Source organism: Methanolobus tindarius DSM 2278, from assembly GCF_000504205.1.
Taxonomy (GTDB): domain Archaea; phylum Halobacteriota; class Methanosarcinia; order Methanosarcinales; family Methanosarcinaceae; genus Methanolobus; species Methanolobus tindarius.
The window spans coordinates 915,693-937,060 of record NZ_AZAJ01000001.1 but is presented as its reverse complement, the minus strand read 5'-3'; the positions used below and the strand labels follow the sequence as shown (position 1 = coordinate 937,060).

The window sequence follows — 21,368 nt, the reverse complement described above, 5'->3', positions numbered from 1 at the left end:
AATCGCAAAATTTAGTATTCGGGATTTGTCGATAAAGCGAATCAATAGGAATTATCCGGTATGTATATTTATATAATCATTTATATACTGCGAACAGTAACACACAGGTTAGTAATCCTTGATAAGAAACGTTTTTAATCATTGGTGCGATAGTTGGAGAATAAATCTGACTATATTACTTAACTAAAACAATCATCCAGTTGGAATATTTATGCTTGAAGACGAATATCAGCTTGATTATTTTTCAGAGAATGGATTCGTTCGCAAACAGTGCTCTAAATGTGGAAAACATTTCTGGACCCGTGATCTTGAAAGGGTCACGTGTGGCGATGCACCATGCGATCCATACTCATTTATCGGTAATCCTGTGTTTAAGAAACAGTTCGACCTCGCGGAAATGCGTGAGTATTACCTGAATTTCTTTGAAGAAAGGGGTCACACAAGGCTTGAGAGATATCCTGTCATCGCAAGGTGGAGAGATGACATTTATTTGACCATTGCATCTATTGCGGATTTCCAGCCATTTGTGACTTCCGGGCAGGTGCCACCACCAGCGAACCCATTGACAATTTCCCAGCCATGCATCCGTCTTTCAGACCTTGATGCGGTTGGTAGGAGTGGCCGCCACCTGACAACATTTGAAATGATGGCTCACCACGCCTTCAATAAAAAAGATGAGGAAATATACTGGAAAGACCACACCGTAGAACTATGTGATGAACTTTTCAATTCTCTTGGTGTTGATCCTCTGGCAGTAACTTACAAAGAGGAACCATGGGCAGGCGGAGGAAATGCGGGTCCCTGCGTAGAGGCGCTTATCGGTGGTCTTGAAGTTGCAACTCTTGTGTTCATGGACCTCAAGCAGTCAAAAGACGGTGACATTTCCATCAAAGGTGAGAACTACAGGAAGATGGACAACTACATTGTGGATACCGGTTATGGCCTCGAGAGGTTTGTGTGGGCATCCAAAGGTTCACCTACTATATATGACGCAGTTTTCCCAAACATTGTCAATGAGCTCATGGATCTTGCCGGAATTAACCATGAACTTGATAACTCCGAGTATGCTAACATCCTTGCCCAGAATGCCCGCCTTGCGGGTCTTATGGACGTAAGCGAGAAAGCCAATCTCTTTGAACTGAGAAAACAGGTTGCTTCCAGCATTGGTACGACAGTGGACAAACTTTCATCCATTATGGAGCCAGTCGAAACTGTATACGCAATCACTGATCACACACGCTGCTTAACATTCATGCTTGCAGACGGTGTAATTCCTTCCAATGTAAAGGCAGGATATCTTGCAAGACTTGTACTGCGCAGGACACTCAGGATGATGAAGGACATGGGCATAACCGTACCACTGTCTGACATTGTGAGGATGCACATTAACAACCTGCCGGAATATCCTGAGTTTGAGGAGAAGTTCGATGTTATCAAGGATATCCTTGAACATGAAGAGCGCAAGTTCGGTGAGACGCTTGAACGTGGAAAGCGCATGATACAGAAATCCGCTAAACACTACAAGGAATCCGGGGAGAATATGCCTCTTGAAAGTATAATCGAGATGTATGACAGTCACGGAATTCCCCCTGAGATCTCAAAAGAAGCAGCATCTGAGGTTGGTGTGGCTGTAGATCTGCCTGATAACTTCTATTCACTTGTTGCTGAAGGGCACAGCAAAGCCGAGGCAAAAGAGGAAAAAGTCTTCCCTTATGCAGAAAGAGTGTCCAGGCTTCCAAAGACCAAGAAGCTGTTCTATGACGAACCTACAAGGATGAACTTTGAAGCAGTCGTTCTGGATGTATTTGACAATCATATAGTACTTGACAGCACACTGTTCTATCCTGAAGGCGGTGGACAGCCTGCAGACCACGGTACCATGGTCATAGAAGATGTATTACACAACGTAATTGACGTTCAGGGTGTCGATGGTGTTGTCGTTCACATAATCGAAGATTCTGATAATGAATTCCATATTAAGAAGGGCGATATGGTTCAGGGACACGTGGATGAGGAACGTCGTATGGCTCATGCATGCCATCACACTGCAACCCACATCGTCAATGATGCCGCACGTAAGGTGCTTGGGGACCATGTATGGCAGGCCGGTGCCCAGAAATTTGTGGACCGCGCACGTCTTGACATCTCACACTACAAACGTATTTCACAGGATGAGCTCAACCAGATGGAGCTGATAGCCAATCGTACTGTCATGGAGAACCAGCGTGTTATTGCAGAATGGATGGACAGGATCGATGCTGAGAAGAAATATGGTTTCGGACTGTATCAGGGAGGTGTCCCTCCAGGAAACACAATTCGTGTGCTGAAGGTTGCCGATGACATAGAAGCATGTGCAGGTACTCACTGTACCAGTACCGGACTTGTTGGTCCTATTAAGATACTTAAGACAGAACGTGTTCAGGACGGCGTGGAGCGTATTGAGTACGCAGCAGGTCTTGCGGCAGTCAGGTCAATGCAGGAAATGGAGTCTTATCTCAGTCAGGCAGCAGATGCACTCCGTGTCAGGCCTGAACATCTTCCATCTACAATTGACCGTTTCTTCAATGAATGGAAAGAGTTCAAGAAGGAGAACCAGAGGCTCAAGGAAGATCTTGCGCATGTCCATGTGCTCCAGATGGCCAACGAGGCTGTCAATGTTGCAGGTATGCGCCTTGTGGCAGCATGCATCCCTAACGCAGACATTGATGAGCTTGTTAAGATTGCCGGTGAGCTGACCACCAACAAAGACATGGTTGTACTTCTGGCAAGTGAATCCGGTGGTGTCAAGATTGTTGGTGCCGCAGGCGAAGATGCACTTAAAGCAGGAGCAGATGCTGGAAAGATTGTCAGGGCTATGTCCCAGACAGTTGGTGGTGGCGGTGGCGGAAAGCCAGCGATGGCCCGTGGAGGCGGTGTTGATGCCAGCAAGATTGACGAAGCACTTGCTGCAGGACAGAGTCTTCTCGAAGAGCAATTAAATAATTAGATATGTATATATATCTATAAATTGTAAATCACCAGTATGATACCTGGTGAAGTCAAAGAGTTCTTTTCATCCCAGTATGGGAAGTCCCTTCTAGTAAAGGGGCAGCCCGGTACTGGGAAAACCACTTTTGTTTTTGGAATACTTGATGAAATATGCCCCGAAGGCAATTGTGTTTATATTTCACCACGTATTGACAAATCCTCTGATTATGGAAATTATCCCTGGATTGAAGGTGATTTCAACAATAACGAAGATTTCCTGCGTATGCTGGCATCCCGTATTAAATTGATATGGGACTCCTGTGATACAAAGCCAATTATTGTTGTTGATTCAATAGATTCCCTGAGCATTGCAACAACGCGTTCTTCTGATTGGGAAAGCAATAAGTTCGAGCTGGAACGTTTGCTTTTTGATTTTTCCAGAAAGGTCAATGCAGATATTATAATGATAACTGAACAGGCTGATGTCACATCCTTAGATTATCTTGTGGATGGAGTAGTGTCCCTTGAGATAGCAGAAATATCCGGGCGTGATGTGAGAAAAATAAACCTCCTTAAAATACGTGGTGTTGAACTCTCACAATCAAGATATCCATTTACACTCGATGGCGGCCATTTCAGGAGCTTTGAGCCATTCACTGTTTCTTATCCTGAACAAACACAGGTTCCACATCCTCTTAATGATCCGGAAGAGAACAGGATATCAACCGGCATACATGACTTTGACGAGATACTTGCCGGAGGATACCAGAAAGGAAGCTTCAACCTATTTGAAATAACAAGTGGTGTAGGTGACTCTTTCTACAGTTTGCTGCTCCCGACATTTATAAATCATCTAAAACTTGGCCGTGCTCTTCTGAGCATGCCTACAGAAGGTACAAGTGTTGAAACCGAAAAGCGTATGATCTCTCCATTCACAGGCGATGATCACTTTCATGGTCAGTTTGTGGGATTTGAAATTCGCGACCTCAAAGGCAGAATCCCTGCCTATATTGAACCATTCTCAGGCAACGTCTATAAAGATATGGATATTTTTCACAAAGCCAAGAATGAGATTCTACGCCAGTACGGCTCACCGGTTTTAGATTATATTGGCCTTGACAGTATGGAGTACAATTACGGATGGGAGAATATTGGTTCTATCATAGGGCAGATGGCATCAATTACAAAAACAACTGATAATGTTGTACTTGCTGTTACTAAATTTGGCCAGAGAATTACAGAATCAGTTGCACACATGGCCACAACTCACTGGAAGTTTGAAAACGTTGACAAGACCCTTGTTATGTATGGTGTGGTACCAAAAACCGGTATTTTTGCAGTACAGATGGAGTTTGTGTCAGGTTATCCGCAGGTTAGCCTCATTCCTATGAAATGAGTAATTTGGACGCCGTAAGTACATTTTCTTCCCAAACATTAATAAGAAAATAAATCTAATATTATTTACTAAACAAAATTAAAAGGTACTTGGCAATGAATGCTCAAACGCAGGAAATCCTTTCAACCCTCAGAACAGAGCTGTCCCGGAAAAATACATTATTCCTTGCTCCGGTGGATAGTTTTATCGAGAGGCTTGTCTATTTTTTTGTATCGGATATACTGAAAGAAGAGTCAGAAAGGAGCATAGTCTGGCTATGCTTAAATTCTTCCAGGGATAAAATATTGTCAAGATTCGAAGATTTTGGATTTGACATCAATTATGAAGGAAAGCTGTTCTTCATTGATATTGATGCACCGGGTAAGGAGCACCATGATGATACTTTCTACTGCAGTTCAGTTGCAGATTATACAAAGATGGCATCCCATATCTCAAATATCTTCCAGAATCACCAGAACTCAGTTCTGATCATAGACAACATGAATGTGCTTTCAAGCGACACAATGCAGGTTGTGGAGAATTTTGTCCAGTTTATAGAGAAGAAAGTAGCAGAGAATGATGGCAGCATCGTCTCCATGCTTTCGCGTAACATCCTGCCTTCCGAGACAGAGGTTCTTATCACTTCTTTCTTTGATGTTGTCATCGATATTACCAACGTAGGTGAAATCCATGCTGAAATCGGAATGAAGGATTTTGATTTCAGATATTCTGTGGAAGAAGGTTCTATTGAATTTGAACCCATGCAGAAAAAGATCAAGCGTGAGCGCCTGAAGATTCTTATTGTTGATGATGAACCGGATATTCCTGAACTTCTTAAGCTTTCTCTTATAAGCGAGCCATACGACTTCATAGTAGCCCACAATGGCCAGGATGCGATTGATCTAACACTTAAAGAGCTTCCTGATCTTATTCTATTAGACATCATGATGCCTGATATGGATGGTTATGAAGTGGTTGAAAATCTTAAAAAGAGCAAGGCAGCAAGCGATATCCCTGTAATTATGATCTCAGCTAAGACCGCTATTGAAGACAAGGTCAAAGGCATGGAACTTGGAATTGATGACTATATTTCAAAACCTTTTGACAAGAGAGAGGTCAAAGCAAGGATAAAGATGGTAATGCGCCGTCTTGGATGGGTTGAAGAGGAATAATTATATATCTCAAATGAATATTTGATTGGTATATAATTATAATAAAAACGTTTTAGGAGATGTCTCAGTAATGTGTCCAAAAATCATGGTCGTGGATGATGAACCCGATACCATTGACCTTGTAAAGTTGATCCTGGAATCTGAAGATATAGAAGTTATCGGAGCAAAAAGTGGATTTGACTGTCTTGAATCAATTGAAGAGGAACACCCTGATGCGATTCTTCTTGATATCATGATGCCTGATATGAATGGATGGGAAACTTTCCATAAGATAAAAGAAAAGGAGCCCACTTTACCTGTAGCTATGCTTACGGTAAAGAGTCAGGAATTTGACAAAATGCTCGGTCTGCATGTTCTCAAGGCAGACGACTATATCACAAAACCTTTCAGCAGAAAGGAACTTATTCAGAGAACGAAAGAATTGCTGGAAATGAAAATTCATTAATCCAGCACTTCATATAATATTGCTTTCTCATCTTTTACGAAAAGGTGTGCCTTTCTTTCACCATTGAGTCCGTTTTCCAGCTCATTGCGAACATTCCAGTATTTTTCAGGATCAATGGCTGCCCTGACAATTACTTTGCCGAATGAGTTTTTCCTAAGATATGAATTAACCTGTGAATAGTTGGTATCGGTAACAAGCAATCTTTTATATCTGTTTTTAAAAAGGCTGTTTTGGATTTCAGATTTTGAACAGAGGAGTGTTCTTTTGCCATCAATGTCAAAGATTGAAATATCATCTGATTCTTTTTTAAGCTCTGCAACAAGCTGTTCAAGCAGACCTGCTTTAATCACACATTCTTCAGGTTCATATGCGTAAAGAGCAGATTCTTCAACTTTCCTGACAGGTTCGATGTTTCCGGTTTTCCTGATGATATTGCTTCCTGGAAGTGCAACAGCAGAAACATCAGCTTTTTTGAGTTCTCCGAAATAGAGGTTAAGCCGGTTGAGCTTTCCTTCCAGGGACATGTATTCTCTTTCGCAGTCAAAAGGTATTTTTTCAGGAGACAACTGAGGAGGTGCTTCAAAAGCAAAATTAGATGAAATACCAGCATAAGCTTTCATCACTTCAGGGATAGATGGACTAAGATTGTCAATGCTTCTTTCCTTTTCTGTAGGAGGTCTTGCAGGATCTGAAAAGACAACATCCAATTTGGGTAGTTTTCCAATGACTTCGGAAGACAGTGCATCTCCTGCAATAAATTCTATGTTATCAACACCCATTACCTTAGCATTCTTTTTTGCAAAAGCTATTTTCTTGGGGTCAATCTCAATAGCATAGACAAAATCACAGTATCTGGCAAAAAAGAGTGCCTGTCCGCCGATTCCACAACTGATGTCGGCTATTGTCTTGCATTGCAGCCTCTTTGCCCTGTACTCAGCAACAGGTTCAGGAGTTGCAAATCTTATACCATCCTTGTCGGATATCATTTCTGTTTTGAATTGCTTTTTACGTGCCATGGACTCCTCCTACAAGTCAGGTAAATGATTTAAAATCATCTGAATTCACAATAAGCTTAACGGATGTTTTATTCATAATTTATATATATTATTAAGGGTATATTGTCCAACGTATAGATATATCTCTCATAAATTAAATAAAACCAGTGGAATTATGGCCGGATTTAGTGATAAGATCAAAAAAGTGACTTCTGTTCTTTCCAAAAAGGGCAAGAATAAAGGAGGCGACTCTCCGTTTAGTAGTGGTGATACACCTCCTTTCATGCAGGGTGGGCCGGATCTTGGTTCAGTTCCTGATCTTGCTGCCGGTATGCCGCCTGCGCCCGGTGTTCCTCCGGGCATGGCTCCAGGTGCACCTGGCGATTCTGCGTTTCCTCCTGGTATGGCTCCTCCTGCTCCCGGAGAAGCACCCGGTGGCCCCCCTGGAATGCCAGGGCAAGCTGCTCCCCAGGCTGCTCCAGTAGATAATGAGATGCTGGAGGAGAACCGTAAAAAGATCAAGGAAGTTGAGTCCAAAGTTTCAAAGGCAGATGTAACTCTTAACATGGTCCAGAGGGACAATGAGGAAATTAGAAAAACTGTGGACAAGATAGACCAGAGTGTCCTTGAACTGCTATCCCTTTACGAAATTGTATCAAACCAGGTGAATCCTTTTGTGGGTGACGGCGCTGGTTCCAGGGATACGATAGAGAGATTTGAAAAAACAGAGACCCGTCTTACTGAGATGGGTGACATGATGGTTCTTCTGAAAAATGAGTTAGATGCCACTGCCCAGAAAATGAGTATGCCAAAAGGTATCTCTGAAGAAGCAGCCTCCAGGATGCAGGATTTTGAATCCAAGATGGAGGCATTCGCAGATGCTATGGTAATGATGCATGAAAGCATTGAGCAGTTAAACTCAAAAACAGATGAATTATTCACACGTACAGATTCTATTAATCAGAATTTGCTTGACCTTGCAGAAACAACTTCCACTATAACTACCAGGCTTGAAGACCTTGAAAACCGTCCGGTTCCTGCTTCGGGCAGTTCAAAAGTTGTTGCTTCTAAGAGTGAAGAAAAAGTTCAGGCTAAAAACAGTATACAGGAACCTGAAGAAGCAGAGGAAACAGGAGTCGAAGCAGAAAATGCTCCGGTTGAAAAGAAAGCTTCGCTGCCTCTTGTAAGGCTTGAATTCATAAAAGCAGATCCTACAAGTGTTGTTGTCCTTCTTAACTGGATAGAGTTCCTCATGGAAAGAGTGGGAAGAAATAACCTGATGGATGCACTTGATTATTATGTTGATATCGGATGGATAAGCGAAGATGTCATGTCAGAGATAATGGCATATGCCCGTGGAATCGATTATTATGTTGAAAAGCCCACATGGCGTCTTTTGCCGGAAGACCACACAAAATCCCTGCTCTTCATTGAAAGGCTATCCGGCCGCAAGATTGACAGGAACATGCTCAGTTCCATTGACAGGGAAATGGCAAAGGTAAAGCACGGTCTGGAGGAATTGTATGGGATTTGAAATTTCTGTTGTTGCAGTCATGTTCTTCATTACTGCTCTTGTAGTTGGTTCTTTTTCATATTCCATGCTTAACACTTCTAATGATATTGTAAACGATGCTTCTGAAGAACAGTACCAGATGCAGAATTCAAAACTCAAAACCAATATTGAAGTGGAAAGTGCTGTTCCCGGGAACTATTCAGGCACCTACAACCTGACAGTGACACTTTCAAACACAGGCAGTGAGACTGTTCTCTTTGATGAGCTCAATGTTCTTGTTGATGGTAATCTGGAATCCTATGTTTATAGTGATGTTGCAGCAACCTGGACGCCTGCTGAGACGCGTAATATGACAGTTACTGACCTTTCCGGTACAGGATCCCATCGTGTAAAAGTTGTTACTCGCAACGGCGTTTCTGCTTATAGTTCATATGTAGTCTGAACTAAATAATAATCTTATATACTATTAATTATATATTACTACTCTAATTCTATTTGCATCAAGCTGGCCGAAAAACATGAGAAGCATGCTAAGAACAGAGAGAAACACCTTACTGAAAGATACAGGTGCAGAAACCGCAGTAACGCACATGATATTCTTCATAGCCGCAATGGTTCTGGCTATCAGTGTAGTTGTTCTTATCTCCGGCAATGTCCAGTCCATGATTGCTTCATCCAGTGCAAGCAGCAAAATATTGTCCGAACAGATGCGGACTGACATAACCATTGTGAACGATCCTGAGATAATTCCATATGACGGCGGTTCCGGCAAATACACATTTTACGCAAAGAATACTGGTAAGACTGAACTGGCTCCCGAATATGTGACTGTACTTGTAGATGGTATATTTATAGAGCCTGTGGATGTCAATGCTGCGCTTACAGATGGGGATATTGTATGGAGGCCAGGAGAAATCCTCACTTTGAACGTAACAACCACTCCTTCTCCTCTGGAAGCAGGTGATCACAGAGTGCTGGTTGCAGCTGACAATGGAAAATCCGGTGCAATGAATTTTAAAACGTAATAAGAGGCAAATAATGGCAAAGATCAATGCATTTGCAATCCCCAGGGATGATCTGAATGATAAATTAGGAGGAGGTTTTCCTGCCGGTTCACTTGTTGTAATTGAAGGTGGCAGTGGTGGCGGAAAAAGTACAATTTCCCAGCGTCTTTCATTCGGGTTAAACGAAAACGATGTCAGTGTTACGTTTGTCTCCACACAAATGACAACAAAGGGCTTTATTAACCAGATGTATTCAATGGATTACCCCATAGCCCCATTTCTTTTGAATGGTTTGCTTTTATACATACCTGTTATTCCGCTTGTTCAGGCAGCAAAATCCCGTTTTGATTTTATTGAAAGATTGATGGCTGCAGAGGAACTTTTTGAAAAGGATGTAATCATAATTGATACTCTTTCCTCACTTATCAAATACAGTGCCAATACAGAGAAAACTCTTGATCTGATTTCTTTTTTCAAAAAACTGAATGGTATGGGCAAGGTCATAATTCTGACAATAGAGCCAAACCAGCTGACAGAAGATCTTGCTTCAATGTTCCGTTCTTCATGTGACGTTTACATTACTCTGAAATCAAAACCCCTGGGAAGTGAAGTCAAGAGGACTATTGTCGTTAACAAGTTCACGGGTGCCAAAGGCCCTGTAGGGCAGATGATTGGTTTCAGAATAGAACCGAAGGTAGGTCTTGTAGTAGAGATCGCTTCAGTATCATAATCTTGAAGGTAGTGGTAATATGGATGCAGAATTTCAGAAAGCAGTACAAAGGAACCCTCATCTGGGTGAATATGTAAAGAAATTCATGCGTGAGACCGGTGAAGACGAACCAACTTTCATGGTAAGTCTTGGAAAAGATATTGACAGGGATAAAGTTAATATCATTCTCCCGGTTGGCGATCCTGTATTCATACACCTTTATGGTGGTGAAGAACAGGGAGAGATCAACTATTATGGAGTAGAGCCTGAACTTAATGATCTGGAAAAAAAGAAGTATAAAGCGACTCTGGACATTATTCTGGAAAAATCATCCAATGAACCTGTTCCAAATACTGAGGCAGAACTTAAAGATCTTATTACAAAACTGTTCAATGAATCTATAGACATAGGTTCAGGTGGCAGTATGGACGATGAAGAGGGAGGAGGCAAATTTGATATTCTCCAGAAACTCATGCCGGTTCAGAAAAAAGTCCCCATGACTCAGGGTGAATACAATAAAATTCTCTATCATCTTGAGAGGGATATCATAGGTTCCGGTCCGATTGAACCGATTATCAGGGACCCGTATCTTGAAGATATCAGCAGTATCGGTGTAGACAATGTATTTATTGTCCACAAGATCTTTGACACAATTAAAACCGACCTGACATTTGGTGATGAAGAAGGTCTTGACAACTGGCTGCGTAGTATGAGTGAACGTATCGGTCGTCCTGTAAGTGATGCAAGGCCGATTGCAGATGGTGCTCTCCCTGATGGTTCACGTATCAATATTATTTACAGTATAGATGTCAGTAAGCGTGGAAGCAGTTTTACCATGCGTAAATTCAGTGAGGTTCCTGTAAGTATAATCCAGCTTATAGGATGGGGCGCACTGGATGCTGAAATGGCTGCTTACATGTGGATGTGCCTTGAGAATGGTATGAGTATTTTCTTTAGTGGTGAAACCGCAAGTGGAAAAACTACAATGCTCAATGCATGCCTTGCTTTTGTTAACCCGAAAGCCAAGATTTTCTCTGCAGAGGATACAGCCGAAGTTCAGCCTCCACAGCCTGTATGGCAGCAATTGATTACTCGTGAAGAAGGTCCTCCCGAATCAAGGGTAGATACTTTTGCCCTTCTAAAAGCGGCTCTGCGGTCAAGGCCAAACTATATCATCGTAGGTGAGATTCGAGGAGCCGAAGGTAACGTTGCTTTTCAGGGTATGCAGACCGGGCACCCGGTGCTGGCAACTTTCCACGCATCTGCGGTATCCAAGATGATACAGCGTCTTACAGCTGATCCTATTAATGTGCCTGTAACTTTCATAGATAACCTGAACATTGCAATGATTCTCTCGGCTGTTTACCGAAAAGGTAAGTTCCTCAGGCGTGCCCTTGCAATTGAGGAAATAGAAGGCTACTACGAGGAAATAGGCGGTGTGGCAACAAGAGCTGTTTTCCAATGGGAACCTGATTCTGACACTCACAAGTTCCGTGGTTTGAACAACAGTTACATCCTTGAGGACAAGATTGCTACTAAACTTGGTTATGAAGATAAGAGGGCTATTTATCAGGATCTTTTCCTTCGGGCCAAAATACTGGACGAAATGAAATCAAGGGGCATCGAAGATTATTATGACGTGCTTGAAATCATAGTTAATTTCTATAAGCATGGTATAGACGGTCTTCCATTTTCAGTATGAGGTGTTTTTGTGAGCTATGAGAAAGCATTCAAGAATCTTGGAATGGAGCCTAAGGTTTATTTCAAGAAGTTTGCTTTGCCTATCATACTTTTCGGATTTTTATTCTCAATCCTTCTTCTTGCATTACTCCCTACAATATTTGTGGGATCTGCCAGGTATATACCTTATCTGCTACCGGTTGTATGTATCGTATTTGCATTCTCTTATCCTCTTTCTATCCTGGCTGCTAAAGCTTCCAGAATTGACAATAATATGCACTATTACATAACCCAGATGGGTTCAATTGCAACAGCAGAAACCCCGAGGATAGATATTGTACGTATTGTTTCTGAAAATGAGGATTACCAGGAACTTGCAGAAGAAACAAGGAAAATATATAATCTCGTAACAGTATGGCACCTGAGTCTTGCGGATGCATGCCGTTTCATTTCCAAAAGGACTCCTTCCATAATATTTGAGGATTTCCTTGATAGGTTTGCGCATGCTCTCCAGTCAGGAGAAGATGTGAAGACTTTCCTGTTTGCAGAGCAGAACGTTGTGATGAACGAGTACGAGGCAATGTACAATGGTGCACTCTATGTTGTTGAAATTATCAAGGAACTCTTCGTTTCCCTTGTAATGTCTTTGATTTTCATGGCTTCTTTTGCTGTAATCATGCCTGTGATAACCGGTATGAATGCCGAACTGCTCATGGGTGTAGTGGTTGTCATCTTCCTTGTAACTGATGTTGTAATGGTAATGTTCACAAAGAGCAAGATACCAAAAGACCCTGCATGGAGTCAGTCGACAAACATGACTGAAAACAAGCTGACACTATATCGTTCAATACCTGTATCAATTGCAGGTTGCATTGTTGTTCTCATTGCCGTGGTCCTCTATGGTAAAATTGAAACAAGTATTGCAGTAGCCATGGTGCTGACTCCTCTGGTATACACAGGTCATGTTTCAAGAAAAATAGAGAAAAGTATCAGAAGAAAAGATGAGAATTTCCCGGCATTTATCCGTTCCCTTGGAAGTTCAGCAGGTGCCAGGGGTGGTGTCATTGATGATGCTCTTAAGGCTTTGAGGGCACACGACTTCGGACCTCTGACAACCGATGTGAATAATCTTTACAAAATGCTTGTTACAAGAATAAACAAGTTCAGTTCCTGGGAATATTTCGCTTCAAATACCGGAAGTAACCTTATCCAGCGTTTTTCAGGTATGTTTGTACAGGCAACCAATCTTGGTGGTCAGCCTGAGGTCATAGGTGACATTATTGCTACTAATTTCCACAAGATAGTTACTCTCAGAAAGAAAAGATCCCAGTCTGCCGGAAGTCTTGTGGGCGTATTGTATGGTCTGACCGGTGGTATAGGTTTTACCATGTATATTTCTCTTGGTGTTGTCGGGCTTATGCAGGATATGTTCTCATCTGTGGAAATGCCGGCAGGTATGTCCATGGGAATGGTTCTTTATACCAATGTAGGGAACATTAATACGCTATCAAATATGGTTATGGCCATTATGGTGGGTCACTCATTAATGTCCGCTATCCTGATTAGAATTGTAGACGGTGGTCACATGCTCAGTGCTACAATTGATTTTGTCATAATGGTATGGATATCTGGTGCAAGTGCTGTGGTTACAATGGCAGCAGTGTCATCACTACTGGGTATTGCGTGACAAAAGAATTATCCTATACAAAAATAAAAAATGGTAAGTATGGTGAATGTGGAACGTATAATGAATATAATAAATTAGGCCAGAAAGTAAGCCCTGGCCTAATTATGTTTTACTCTTGTTTTGATGTAATTTGCTAAGAACTCACCAACTTCGGATGTACTGCTTTTCCCTCCAAGATCCGGAGTGCAGATCCCATGATTCAGAGAGGTATCAATAGCCTCTTCCAGAATTCCCGCTTCGGCCATATCTCCATGCCATTCAAGCAACATTTTAAGACTGAGTACTGTGGCAAGAGGATTTGCGATGTTTCTTCCTGCAATATCCGGTGCGCTTCCGTGAACCGGTTCAAAGAACGCATATTTCTCACCGATATTGGCACTTGGCAGAAGACCAAGTCCGCCCACAAGAGCTCCTGACATATCACTGAGAATATCTCCAAACAGATTAGTGGTAACGATTACGTCATAATTCCAGGGATTTCTTATAAGGTTGTATGCAAAAGAATCCACCAGTTCGTCACTGGGAGTAACTCCTGCATCTGTTGCAGACTGGCGGCAAACATCAAGGAATAATTTGTCAGATTTCATTACATTGGACTTGTGAACTATTGTCAGTTTGTTAGTCCTGCTTCCTGCGAGTTTGCTTGCATAATCTGCAATTCTCTTTGATCCTTTTCTTGTAATCACTCTTTTAGTGGTGGATACATCTTCGCCAATCTCTTCAATTCCTGAATAAAGTCCTTCCGTATTTTCCCGAACTATAATGTAGTTGAAATCTGTCCTGTCATGAATTCCTTTTATTGAAGGAAGGGGGCGTATTGGACGGATATTTGCGTACATATCAAGTTCCTTGCGGATTGTCAATAGAACGCTTTTGTAATTAGGATCAGGAGGTGTTGTCACCGCACCAAAAAGGACACAATCACATCCCTTCAGTAAGTCTATATCTTCATCTGTAATGGCAGCACCAGTTCTTTCCCACCTGCCATATCCGAGTTCCAGAGGAACTTTTTCCACGTCAAGTCCAAATGCATCAAGAACCTCCAGTGCAACAGGTATAACCTCTTTCCCTACTCCGTCACCTTCTATAACTGCAAGTTTCATATCAATTCCCCGATTATTTCCATAATATCTACAATTATAAATTGTCTTTCTTAACTGAAAGCTTTAGCTCCTGAACAAGGTTCCTGATTGCCATGGTCACGTCAAATTCAGAAGCTCCCCAGTGTACAACGGCTCCCTTTATGCCTGCAATTGTAACAATTCCGGAATTCTCAGCACGGCAGCATCTTGTAATGAAAACCCTGGTGGGTTTGAATATGTCTGATTTGAAGGGACAGATGTTCACAAATGAGTACTCAATTCCCGGGAATCTGGACTCAAAAAGACTCTTTGAAATCTCGCAACCTACCAGCAGTGCACCGTCTTCTTCAATAACATCACAATCCAGGCATTTACCTTTTAGTCCGGAAGAAGAACATGGAAATACTGTGTTCTCTCCTTCAAATTGTCTTAGGTCTGTAAGGTTCTCTGAGAAATGTATGGATAAATCTCCCCATACACCGCTTTGTTCAATCCTGCGGACAACGCTTGCAAGCCACGAAGGCTCAGGAGGAAAAATGTCAACAATCTCAATTTCAATAATTTCAGAAGGGTCGGGTTTGTGTACGAAAGTCAGGTGCTTGTCTATGCCAGTGAATATGACAGTGTTGACTTTTTCTTTGCTTTTACAGATTTCAGTTGCTGTGTCTATGAGAAGTGCCCTGTCTTTAATATTAAGTTCCTTTTCATAGCGTACAATCTCTTCACCTGAAGCCAGTTCCTTAAGACAGGTAGCATCCCTGAGAAGTCCTTCTCCCTGATGTTCGACTTCAAAGAGAGAATAGTTACCAGTTTCGCAGTTTTCCACTATCATGTACCTTGTCAGAAAGTAGATACGCCTGTCTTCACCGTCAGGCATCTCTTTACTATGCCCGACGTGTTTATATTCATCCGGAAATATCATTTGATGCTCGTTATTGTTTGTTCTTCTGTGCTTTTCTGTGTGCTACAAGGCCACCTTCAGTAAGCATTTCAAGCAGGAAATCAGGAAGTTTGTTTCCCTGGAACACATTATCATTTACGGTTACTGTTCCCTGAAGCAGATCTATTTCAACTTCATCGCCTTCGTTGCACTTTACATCTGCTTCCATCAATGGCAGTCCTACATTGATTGCATTTCTGAAAAAGATCCTTCCAAATGATTTTGCAATTACGCAACCTACACCAGCATATTTGAGTGCCAGTGCAGCCTGTTCTCTGGATGAGCCGCAACCAAAGTTGTCAGCAGCGACAATGATATCGCCTGTCTGCACTTTTTTTGAAAACTCAGGATCAATTCCTTCCATAGCATGATCTGCAAAAACCTGCATATCTTTTGTACGCAGGTATTTTCCGGGAATTATTACATCCGTATCGATATCGCTACCGTATATCCATGCTTTTCCCTTGATTATATTGTCCAATATATCACCTTATGGCTAGCTTCTGCATGATATTATTTGTAAGTGTCGGGAATGGAGCCAAAATAGTAAAAAAAATAAAAGTAAGAATGGGAAAAAATCAAACTTCTATTGTATTCCCATTCAAAACATCTGTTTCGCTGACACTAACCTGCTGTGTAGTATTTCCATAGCTAATCACATAAGCTCCGGTTGGCATTGTATCGAACTGTGTTTCTCCTTCAATAGGTCCTGTTGTTGAATAAGGGACTGTTAATGAGTAAGTTCCGTCCGATTCTGCAGTTGTGGTTTGTGTGTATGTGAATGTCCTCATCTGACTGGTTAGTATGGTGTTGCTGATGGTCACAGTCTCACTTGCTGAAGCTTTGCCTGTAACTGTAGCACCCTTGACATATTCAAAGATTTTAACATAACCACTGTTTTCTTCTGCCACATTTCCTCCAAAGAGTACATTGTAGACGTTCTTATAACCTGTCTCCTGTGTGCTTGCTATTGGGGATTCATGTACCATACGGTATTGTTTCAGTCCGTTACCGTCAAAGATGTGGAGTCTTGCTTCCATTGAATCATAGTATCTTTGTCCGGGAACTGTCATATACCCTGTATCAGCTTGCACCTGTACATAATAATCATCCGTATCCAGTGTCCAGGCACTCATGGCATAGAATTTTCCAGTTGCCATTTCAACATCTGAAACTATGTATCGTGCACCGGATTTGTCAGGGTCTGGGTGGACTGCTTCTAGAACTTCAGTAGCTTCTTCCTCTGATGATGCAGTGAAGAATGTGGATGCTCCGGGCAGGTTTTCCTCTTCGATGCTATCTCTTCGGCCACCAATTCCCTGTTGGAAAGGGTTAGCATTCGGTATGCGGTGACCAATAACTTCAATCCAGTGTCCATAGTCCCACCAGGACATTACTCCGTATGCGGTATCTGGATATTCGTAGCTCTCTCCAGTTTCTGGTCTTTCATAGCTTTCGTAGTAGTCAAGTCCCGGGTCAGGGGTATTGTATCTTAACCACTGAGTTGCTTCTATCCAGTAACCATTTGGACCACCTGTTCCCTGATTTTGTTGCATTGCAATACTGTAGCTTGGATATATCATTATCAGTATAATAAATATAGCTGATAGGATGTGCATTGCTTTTATGTTACTAGCAGTGAATGTTTTTGATTTTATATTTTCGATAAGACCTTTCCATCCTGCAAGATCTAGAATACTAATACCAATCCATGCACTGAGTATTGCTGCATTTACTGAATAGTAATACGCAAAGCGATTCTGTTGCAGCATAGCCCAGATAATCATAATCGTCCAGACTATCAGGAATGTTTTATCGGGTGTATTTTCTTTTGTAAATGCTTTGTAGATTAGTATTGCAAGTGCAAAGAATGATATGTAACCCAGTGTTCCGAAGTTGTACCACAGTGGTTGGAGTGTGAACGCCCCTCCTGATGATAAAAGTGGGGAAGCTTCTGCAATAGTAAGTCCACCGCCTGTGCGCATAAAGAAACTAAAAACACTTGCAATAAGTTCGTAAGCGGATTCTGAAAGCAATTTTGCCATTCCAATCCCTATCAGGAATATCAGAACAATTGATAAAGGATAATATGAATTTTTAATATTTTTTTTGTTCAGAGTAACAGAGAGTAGATTTAAAATTGGAAATGCAACTATGCCTGCAACCAAACCTTTTGTTGTAAGTGGCTTTGTGTTTCCCACATGAGGGGTTACTAAAACCATTATAAGTGCAACAGCAAAAACAACTACTCCTGTAATAGCTAGGTAATCAGTGGATTTACCACGTATATGATCTTCACAATATTGTATTGTTATATATACTCCAATAACAAAACTGAAAAATATAGCCCCTATCCATGCTAAAGAATATGCTCCAAGTGCTATTCCTGTTAGTATCAAATATAAGAACAGCATTTTATGCACATTTAGATCTTTATTTTTAATGTTCTCAAAGGTAATTTCATGATTCTTTGCAGCTTTTAGTGTGAGAATCATAAACATTGCAATGATTGTTGTAAGGAGTGTTTCAGCTATGTGGTGATCGTTAAATCCTATTATTGAGCGTGATAAAAACTGCCCCGGAGCAATTGCTATTAAAAATGCCGCTAAAAGAGCTGCTCTTTTATCAAATAGGTGTTTTGTGACAAAGTAGGTCGGTATGATGACCAGTGCTCCCAAAATAACTGGATTATATGCACATATTGTGTTTATTAAATTCTGATCAGGATTGCCCAATCCTATTATCCAGATTACGGTTGAAAGGAAATAATCAAATAGTGGAGCAAACACCTGATTACTACCATTTGGATATTGCGTATGAGCATCAAACCACAACATGTGTGGATAGTTTTGAACTATAGATTCAACATTTCTTAAATGATACCAGGGGTCATTTCCTCCAAAACGAGTAAATGTTTCTGAAATAAATACTCCTGCTTTAGGAACTGTTCTAATATATATAGCAATCAGGAATGATATTGCAATTCCTATGAAATATATTAAATTGCTTGAAGAAAGCTTTGGTGGTTTGTTTTTAATGGTCATTTCCTTACTTACTCCCTCATTAAATTATGTCACAATAATATTATGCTGTTTATTAGTTTATTTGGATTAATGTTCTATTTGTTTTTTGCTGAATTCAGTTCGTATCTGGCATCTTCTACAGCTTCCCATGATCCTGAAGTTGGTATTATAAATGAAAAATTCATTATTAGTTGAGTTGTTACAAATGAAAGTGCTAGGTTTCCAATTTTTGGGACAACAAGTATTATTAAAAGCCCAAGATACAGTGGTTGTTTGATGATTATCAAAGGATACATAATAGTTATCAACAAGACCACAATGGGTGAGATCAGGTGTGTCAGGAGTGCATAGGGATAAACAATAGTTCCAAATTTACCTTTCCCCAGAAGTTTTAAGTTATTGATGTAGACTTTTCTCAAACCGTTTATTCTTTTCATTTTTTGGATAGTTCGCCCTTTCAAGGTAAGTGGAACACGTTCGTATACAACAGCAGTTTTTTCGTATACAACATTGTAACCCAGGCCAATTATTTTGTAAAGCATATCAGAGTCATCTGCGTAAGCATTTGGATCGATTTTTATCTTTTTCAGGAGTTTTGTTCTGAAGCTCATTAGTGGCCCATTACACACTGATACCGAAGCTATGTTACTTTCTCCTTGTCTCCATAGATCAAAATAATGCCGGTAAGAGTCTTCCTGTGATTTTGATATTCTTGTTTTATCAGAGATTATCACTATTTTCCCTGTAACTCCGCCTATTTCCGTATTTGAGTAATTTTTTACAACCTGTAACAGAGAATCTTCTTTTAATATGGCGTCTGCATCCGTTATTACCGTTATTTCGCTGGATACTTTTGTGAATATCCAGTTGAGACCTCTGGCTTTACCTTTGCCACCTTCATTTTTGACTACAGATACTTTAAATCCATTATTGTTTACATTATCTAATGCAATCTTTTCTGAGTTATCAGTGGAATAGTCATCAATGATTATAACTTCAAGTTTATCATCAGGATAGTCTAATTGATAGGTATTCTCTATTTTTTCTTTGATCACTTTTTCTTCATTGTACATTGGTATGATCAATGTGACAGTAGGTAAATCTTCAATTTTCGCTAAATTCCTTTCCTTCTTTGAATAAATGTACGTTACCAAAGTGTACGATGTAAAAAGAATAATCTCAAATAAAATAAGAATATACCAGATAAATATTGAATCAATTATATCAAACAACATTGTTTATGACCTTTTGTTCGGTTATGTCATTCGTTTTTGTTCTTTATAGTCTATTGTTACGATAAATGAAGTTTCCACTTTATTTTTCGGAATAAATAGGCAGCTTTGAATATTATTTTTGAAAACAGGTCGTTGGACAGAATCTTTGCTTTTATTCTTTGTATATGAGGATTTTTGAGGTACTTCCCCATAAAAGTACCCTGTCTGACTGATTCCGGTTTGTAATAAATGTATTCATAACCTTTAACACTTTGCCAATATGCAAATTTTATTGAACCTGTATTGTCTGAGCAATCAAGTTTTTTGTTTATCAGCTCAATTATGTCGCTTCTATCTTTAGGAATGTAACAACCTTTCATATCTTCATAAGTGGTTCTGCCAACTAAAATAGATGGTTTCCCCCAGAATACACTTTCAATACCTATTGTAGAACCAAATGTAATTATTTTTTCACATGCAGCCATCAGTTCATAAGAATCTATTTTTGAGTCTGCAGGAATAACAACCAGATTTGGCGATTTTAATCCATTCAATTCTTTTATCTGGGTATTTTTCAAACCTTTTAAATTTGGATGAATTCTTAGATAGAACATTATATCTGGATCAACATCTGAATTAACAATTGCCTTTATAGCTTCAGTCTGATTCCTGTAATATGGGTTTTCCCAACCATCGATTGCCTCGAATTCATCCTGTGACGAATTATAAATGGCAATATTTCTCTTTGCAGAGTCAAAACCTTCCGGCAGGTTTCCCTTAATCTGAGATTTGGTAAATGAGTACCAGCTCTGGTCTTTTCCGCCTCTGCGGTCTTCATACCATGATGTAGCAATCTTTACCTTTGTTTCAGTATTAACTTCAGCCTCCCAATATTTGTCTATCTGCTTTTTCTGGTATTCTAGATCATGTGGATATGTATTTTCACTTAAAGAGTATTTGTTGAGAACTCCGGCTCTCTCATGTACATATGTTTTAATTCCTAATTCCTGAGCAGCTCGTAAGGCAGGTCTAAGAGGTGCATATCTCCCGTTGAATAGGTAGAATATGTCGGGTTTTATAACTTCAAGATGATGTTTAATTGCATCATGAACAGCTAGTGACATAATGAGATTCTTCTCTACGAATGATTTGTATTGTTTTACATTAGGGTTTGGTTCCCTTACCATGCTAATAAGTGAAGAAGCTACCCCCATTCCTGCATCCAAATCACCAACTTTAAACCCCTTTAATTCATTCATGGATGAAAAATCAGGTAAATTCAGAGGTTTAATAAAATTATTTAATGCAAGATCATGCCTTTTTTCCTCTGGCAAGTTTATAATAGTCAATCCCTTATTTCTTCTGGATTTACATAACATGCATCTTAGTTTTATATGATTTGGATTTGGTTCACAAGAAGGTAGGTCAGATGAACATTGAATTATGTGGACATCATCACCCACTTCAATATGTTTTGCAGCAATTTCAAGATCTGTTGCAAGGTGTGGAACCCAGTCGGCAAAAGGCATGTAGATGAGAACTTTTTTCATAGTGATTCCATT

The 21,368-nt window shown here is 40.5% G+C and carries 17 protein-coding genes; 10 read left to right on the top strand and 7 right to left on the bottom strand.

The features are described from left to right. Window positions 1–211: 211 nt before the first annotated feature. From alaS to METTI_RS04390, 4 genes are all read left to right on the top strand, one after another. On the top strand, window positions 212–2,986 hold the full coding sequence (alaS, locus tag METTI_RS04405) for an alanine--tRNA ligase (protein WP_023844617.1): 2,775 nt from the start codon (window positions 212–214) through the stop codon (window positions 2,984–2,986). 36 nt (window positions 2,987–3,022) lie between these two features. Further along, window positions 3,023–4,363, top strand: coding sequence for a gas vesicle protein GvpD P-loop domain-containing protein (gene gvpD / locus METTI_RS04400; RefSeq protein WP_023844616.1), 1,341 nt, complete (start codon window positions 3,023–3,025; stop codon window positions 4,361–4,363). Between the two features lie 95 nt (window positions 4,364–4,458). Beyond that, complete coding sequence (locus METTI_RS04395) at window positions 4,459–5,514, top strand: response regulator (protein WP_023844615.1); 1,056 nt, start codon at window positions 4,459–4,461, stop codon at window positions 5,512–5,514. Between the two features lie 70 nt (window positions 5,515–5,584). Further along, window positions 5,585–5,959 (top strand): response regulator transcription factor, encoded by a 375-nt coding sequence (locus tag METTI_RS04390; protein ID WP_023844614.1) that lies wholly within the window; start codon window positions 5,585–5,587, stop codon window positions 5,957–5,959. On the opposite strand, the gene METTI_RS04385 is transcribed toward METTI_RS04390, so the two are convergent. Further along, window positions 5,956–6,975, bottom strand: a complete 1,020-nt coding sequence (locus tag METTI_RS04385; RefSeq protein WP_023844613.1) for a methyltransferase domain-containing protein — start codon at window positions 6,973–6,975, stop codon at window positions 5,956–5,958. The genes METTI_RS04390 and METTI_RS04385 overlap by 4 nt on opposite strands. A 154-nt stretch (window positions 6,976–7,129) precedes the next feature. Between METTI_RS04385 and METTI_RS04380 the strand changes: the two genes are divergently transcribed. From METTI_RS04380 to flaJ, 6 genes are all read left to right on the top strand, one after another. Then, window positions 7,130–8,488, top strand: a complete 1,359-nt coding sequence (locus tag METTI_RS04380; RefSeq protein ID WP_023844612.1) for a FlaD/FlaE family flagellar protein — start codon at window positions 7,130–7,132, stop codon at window positions 8,486–8,488. Next, on the top strand, window positions 8,478–8,909 hold the full coding sequence (locus tag METTI_RS04375; RefSeq protein WP_023844611.1) for a flagellar protein F: 432 nt from the start codon (window positions 8,478–8,480) through the stop codon (window positions 8,907–8,909). The genes METTI_RS04380 and METTI_RS04375 overlap by 11 nt, the downstream gene beginning before the upstream one ends. Window positions 8,910–8,985: 76 nt before the next feature. Continuing rightward, a complete protein-coding gene (locus METTI_RS04370) occupies window positions 8,986–9,492 on the top strand; it encodes a flagellar protein G (RefSeq protein WP_023844610.1) in 507 nt (168 codons plus the stop codon). Between the two features lie 13 nt (window positions 9,493–9,505). After that, window positions 9,506–10,201 (top strand): ATPase domain-containing protein, encoded by a 696-nt coding sequence (locus tag METTI_RS04365; protein WP_023844609.1) that lies wholly within the window; start codon window positions 9,506–9,508, stop codon window positions 10,199–10,201. A 19-nt stretch (window positions 10,202–10,220) separates the two neighbouring features. Beyond that, window positions 10,221–11,882, top strand: coding sequence for a type II/IV secretion system ATPase subunit (locus METTI_RS04360; RefSeq protein WP_023844608.1), 1,662 nt, complete (start codon window positions 10,221–10,223; stop codon window positions 11,880–11,882). A 9-nt stretch (window positions 11,883–11,891) separates the two neighbouring features. After that, entirely contained in the window at window positions 11,892–13,547 is a 1,656-nt protein-coding gene (gene flaJ / locus METTI_RS04355) for an archaellar assembly protein FlaJ (RefSeq protein ID WP_023844607.1), read from the top strand. Between the two features lie 98 nt (window positions 13,548–13,645). Here flaJ and METTI_RS04350 read toward each other — a convergent pair whose 3' ends face one another. From METTI_RS04350 to METTI_RS04325, 6 genes are all read right to left on the bottom strand, one after another. Beyond that, complete coding sequence (locus METTI_RS04350; protein ID WP_023844606.1) at window positions 13,646–14,650, bottom strand: isocitrate/isopropylmalate dehydrogenase family protein; 1,005 nt, start codon at window positions 14,648–14,650, stop codon at window positions 13,646–13,648. Between the two features lie 34 nt (window positions 14,651–14,684). Next, on the bottom strand, window positions 14,685–15,551 hold the full coding sequence (locus tag METTI_RS04345; RefSeq protein WP_023844605.1) for a DUF7714 family protein: 867 nt from the start codon (window positions 15,549–15,551) through the stop codon (window positions 14,685–14,687). A gap of 10 nt (window positions 15,552–15,561) precedes the next feature. Next, the gene (locus METTI_RS04340) at window positions 15,562–16,053 is read right to left on the bottom strand and encodes a 3-isopropylmalate dehydratase small subunit (protein WP_048135147.1); all 492 of its coding nucleotides are present in this window, start codon (window positions 16,051–16,053) and stop codon (window positions 15,562–15,564) included. Window positions 16,054–16,147: 94 nt separating this feature from the next. Further along, the gene (locus tag METTI_RS04335; protein WP_023844603.1) at window positions 16,148–18,613 is read right to left on the bottom strand and encodes an oligosaccharyl transferase, archaeosortase A system-associated; all 2,466 of its coding nucleotides are present in this window, start codon (window positions 18,611–18,613) and stop codon (window positions 16,148–16,150) included. Between the two features lie 74 nt (window positions 18,614–18,687). Continuing rightward, window positions 18,688–19,827 (bottom strand): glycosyltransferase, encoded by a 1,140-nt coding sequence (locus tag METTI_RS04330; protein ID WP_023844602.1) that lies wholly within the window; start codon window positions 19,825–19,827, stop codon window positions 18,688–18,690. A 56-nt stretch (window positions 19,828–19,883) separates the two neighbouring features. Further along, window positions 19,884–21,356 (bottom strand): capsule polysaccharide biosynthesis protein, encoded by a 1,473-nt coding sequence (locus METTI_RS04325; RefSeq protein WP_023844601.1) that lies wholly within the window; start codon window positions 21,354–21,356, stop codon window positions 19,884–19,886. Between the last annotated feature and the right edge of the window lie 12 nt (window positions 21,357–21,368).

Coding starts and splice junctions, on each gene's coding strand:
- alaS (WP_023844617.1), top strand. CDS start 212: ATGCTTGAAGACGAATATCAGCTTGATTATTTTTCAGAGAATGGATTC.
- gvpD (WP_023844616.1), top strand. CDS start 3,023: ATGATACCTGGTGAAGTCAAAGAGTTCTTTTCATCCCAGTATGGGAAG.
- METTI_RS04395 (WP_023844615.1), top strand. CDS start 4,459: ATGAATGCTCAAACGCAGGAAATCCTTTCAACCCTCAGAACAGAGCTG.
- METTI_RS04390 (WP_023844614.1), top strand. CDS start 5,585: ATGTGTCCAAAAATCATGGTCGTGGATGATGAACCCGATACCATTGAC.
- METTI_RS04385 (WP_023844613.1), bottom strand. CDS start 6,975: ATGGCACGTAAAAAGCAATTCAAAACAGAAATGATATCCGACAAGGAT.
- METTI_RS04380 (WP_023844612.1), top strand. CDS start 7,130: ATGGCCGGATTTAGTGATAAGATCAAAAAAGTGACTTCTGTTCTTTCC.
- METTI_RS04375 (WP_023844611.1), top strand. CDS start 8,478: ATGGGATTTGAAATTTCTGTTGTTGCAGTCATGTTCTTCATTACTGCT.
- METTI_RS04370 (WP_023844610.1), top strand. CDS start 8,986: ATGAGAAGCATGCTAAGAACAGAGAGAAACACCTTACTGAAAGATACA.
- METTI_RS04365 (WP_023844609.1), top strand. CDS start 9,506: ATGGCAAAGATCAATGCATTTGCAATCCCCAGGGATGATCTGAATGAT.
- METTI_RS04360 (WP_023844608.1), top strand. CDS start 10,221: ATGGATGCAGAATTTCAGAAAGCAGTACAAAGGAACCCTCATCTGGGT.
- METTI_RS04350 (WP_023844606.1), bottom strand. CDS start 14,650: ATGAAACTTGCAGTTATAGAAGGTGACGGAGTAGGGAAAGAGGTTATA.
- METTI_RS04345 (WP_023844605.1), bottom strand. CDS start 15,551: ATGATATTTCCGGATGAATATAAACACGTCGGGCATAGTAAAGAGATG.
- METTI_RS04335 (WP_023844603.1), bottom strand. CDS start 18,613: ATGACCATTAAAAACAAACCACCAAAGCTTTCTTCAAGCAATTTAATA.
- METTI_RS04330 (WP_023844602.1), bottom strand. CDS start 19,827: ATGTTGTTTGATATAATTGATTCAATATTTATCTGGTATATTCTTATT.
- METTI_RS04325 (WP_023844601.1), bottom strand. CDS start 21,356: ATGAAAAAAGTTCTCATCTACATGCCTTTTGCCGACTGGGTTCCACAC.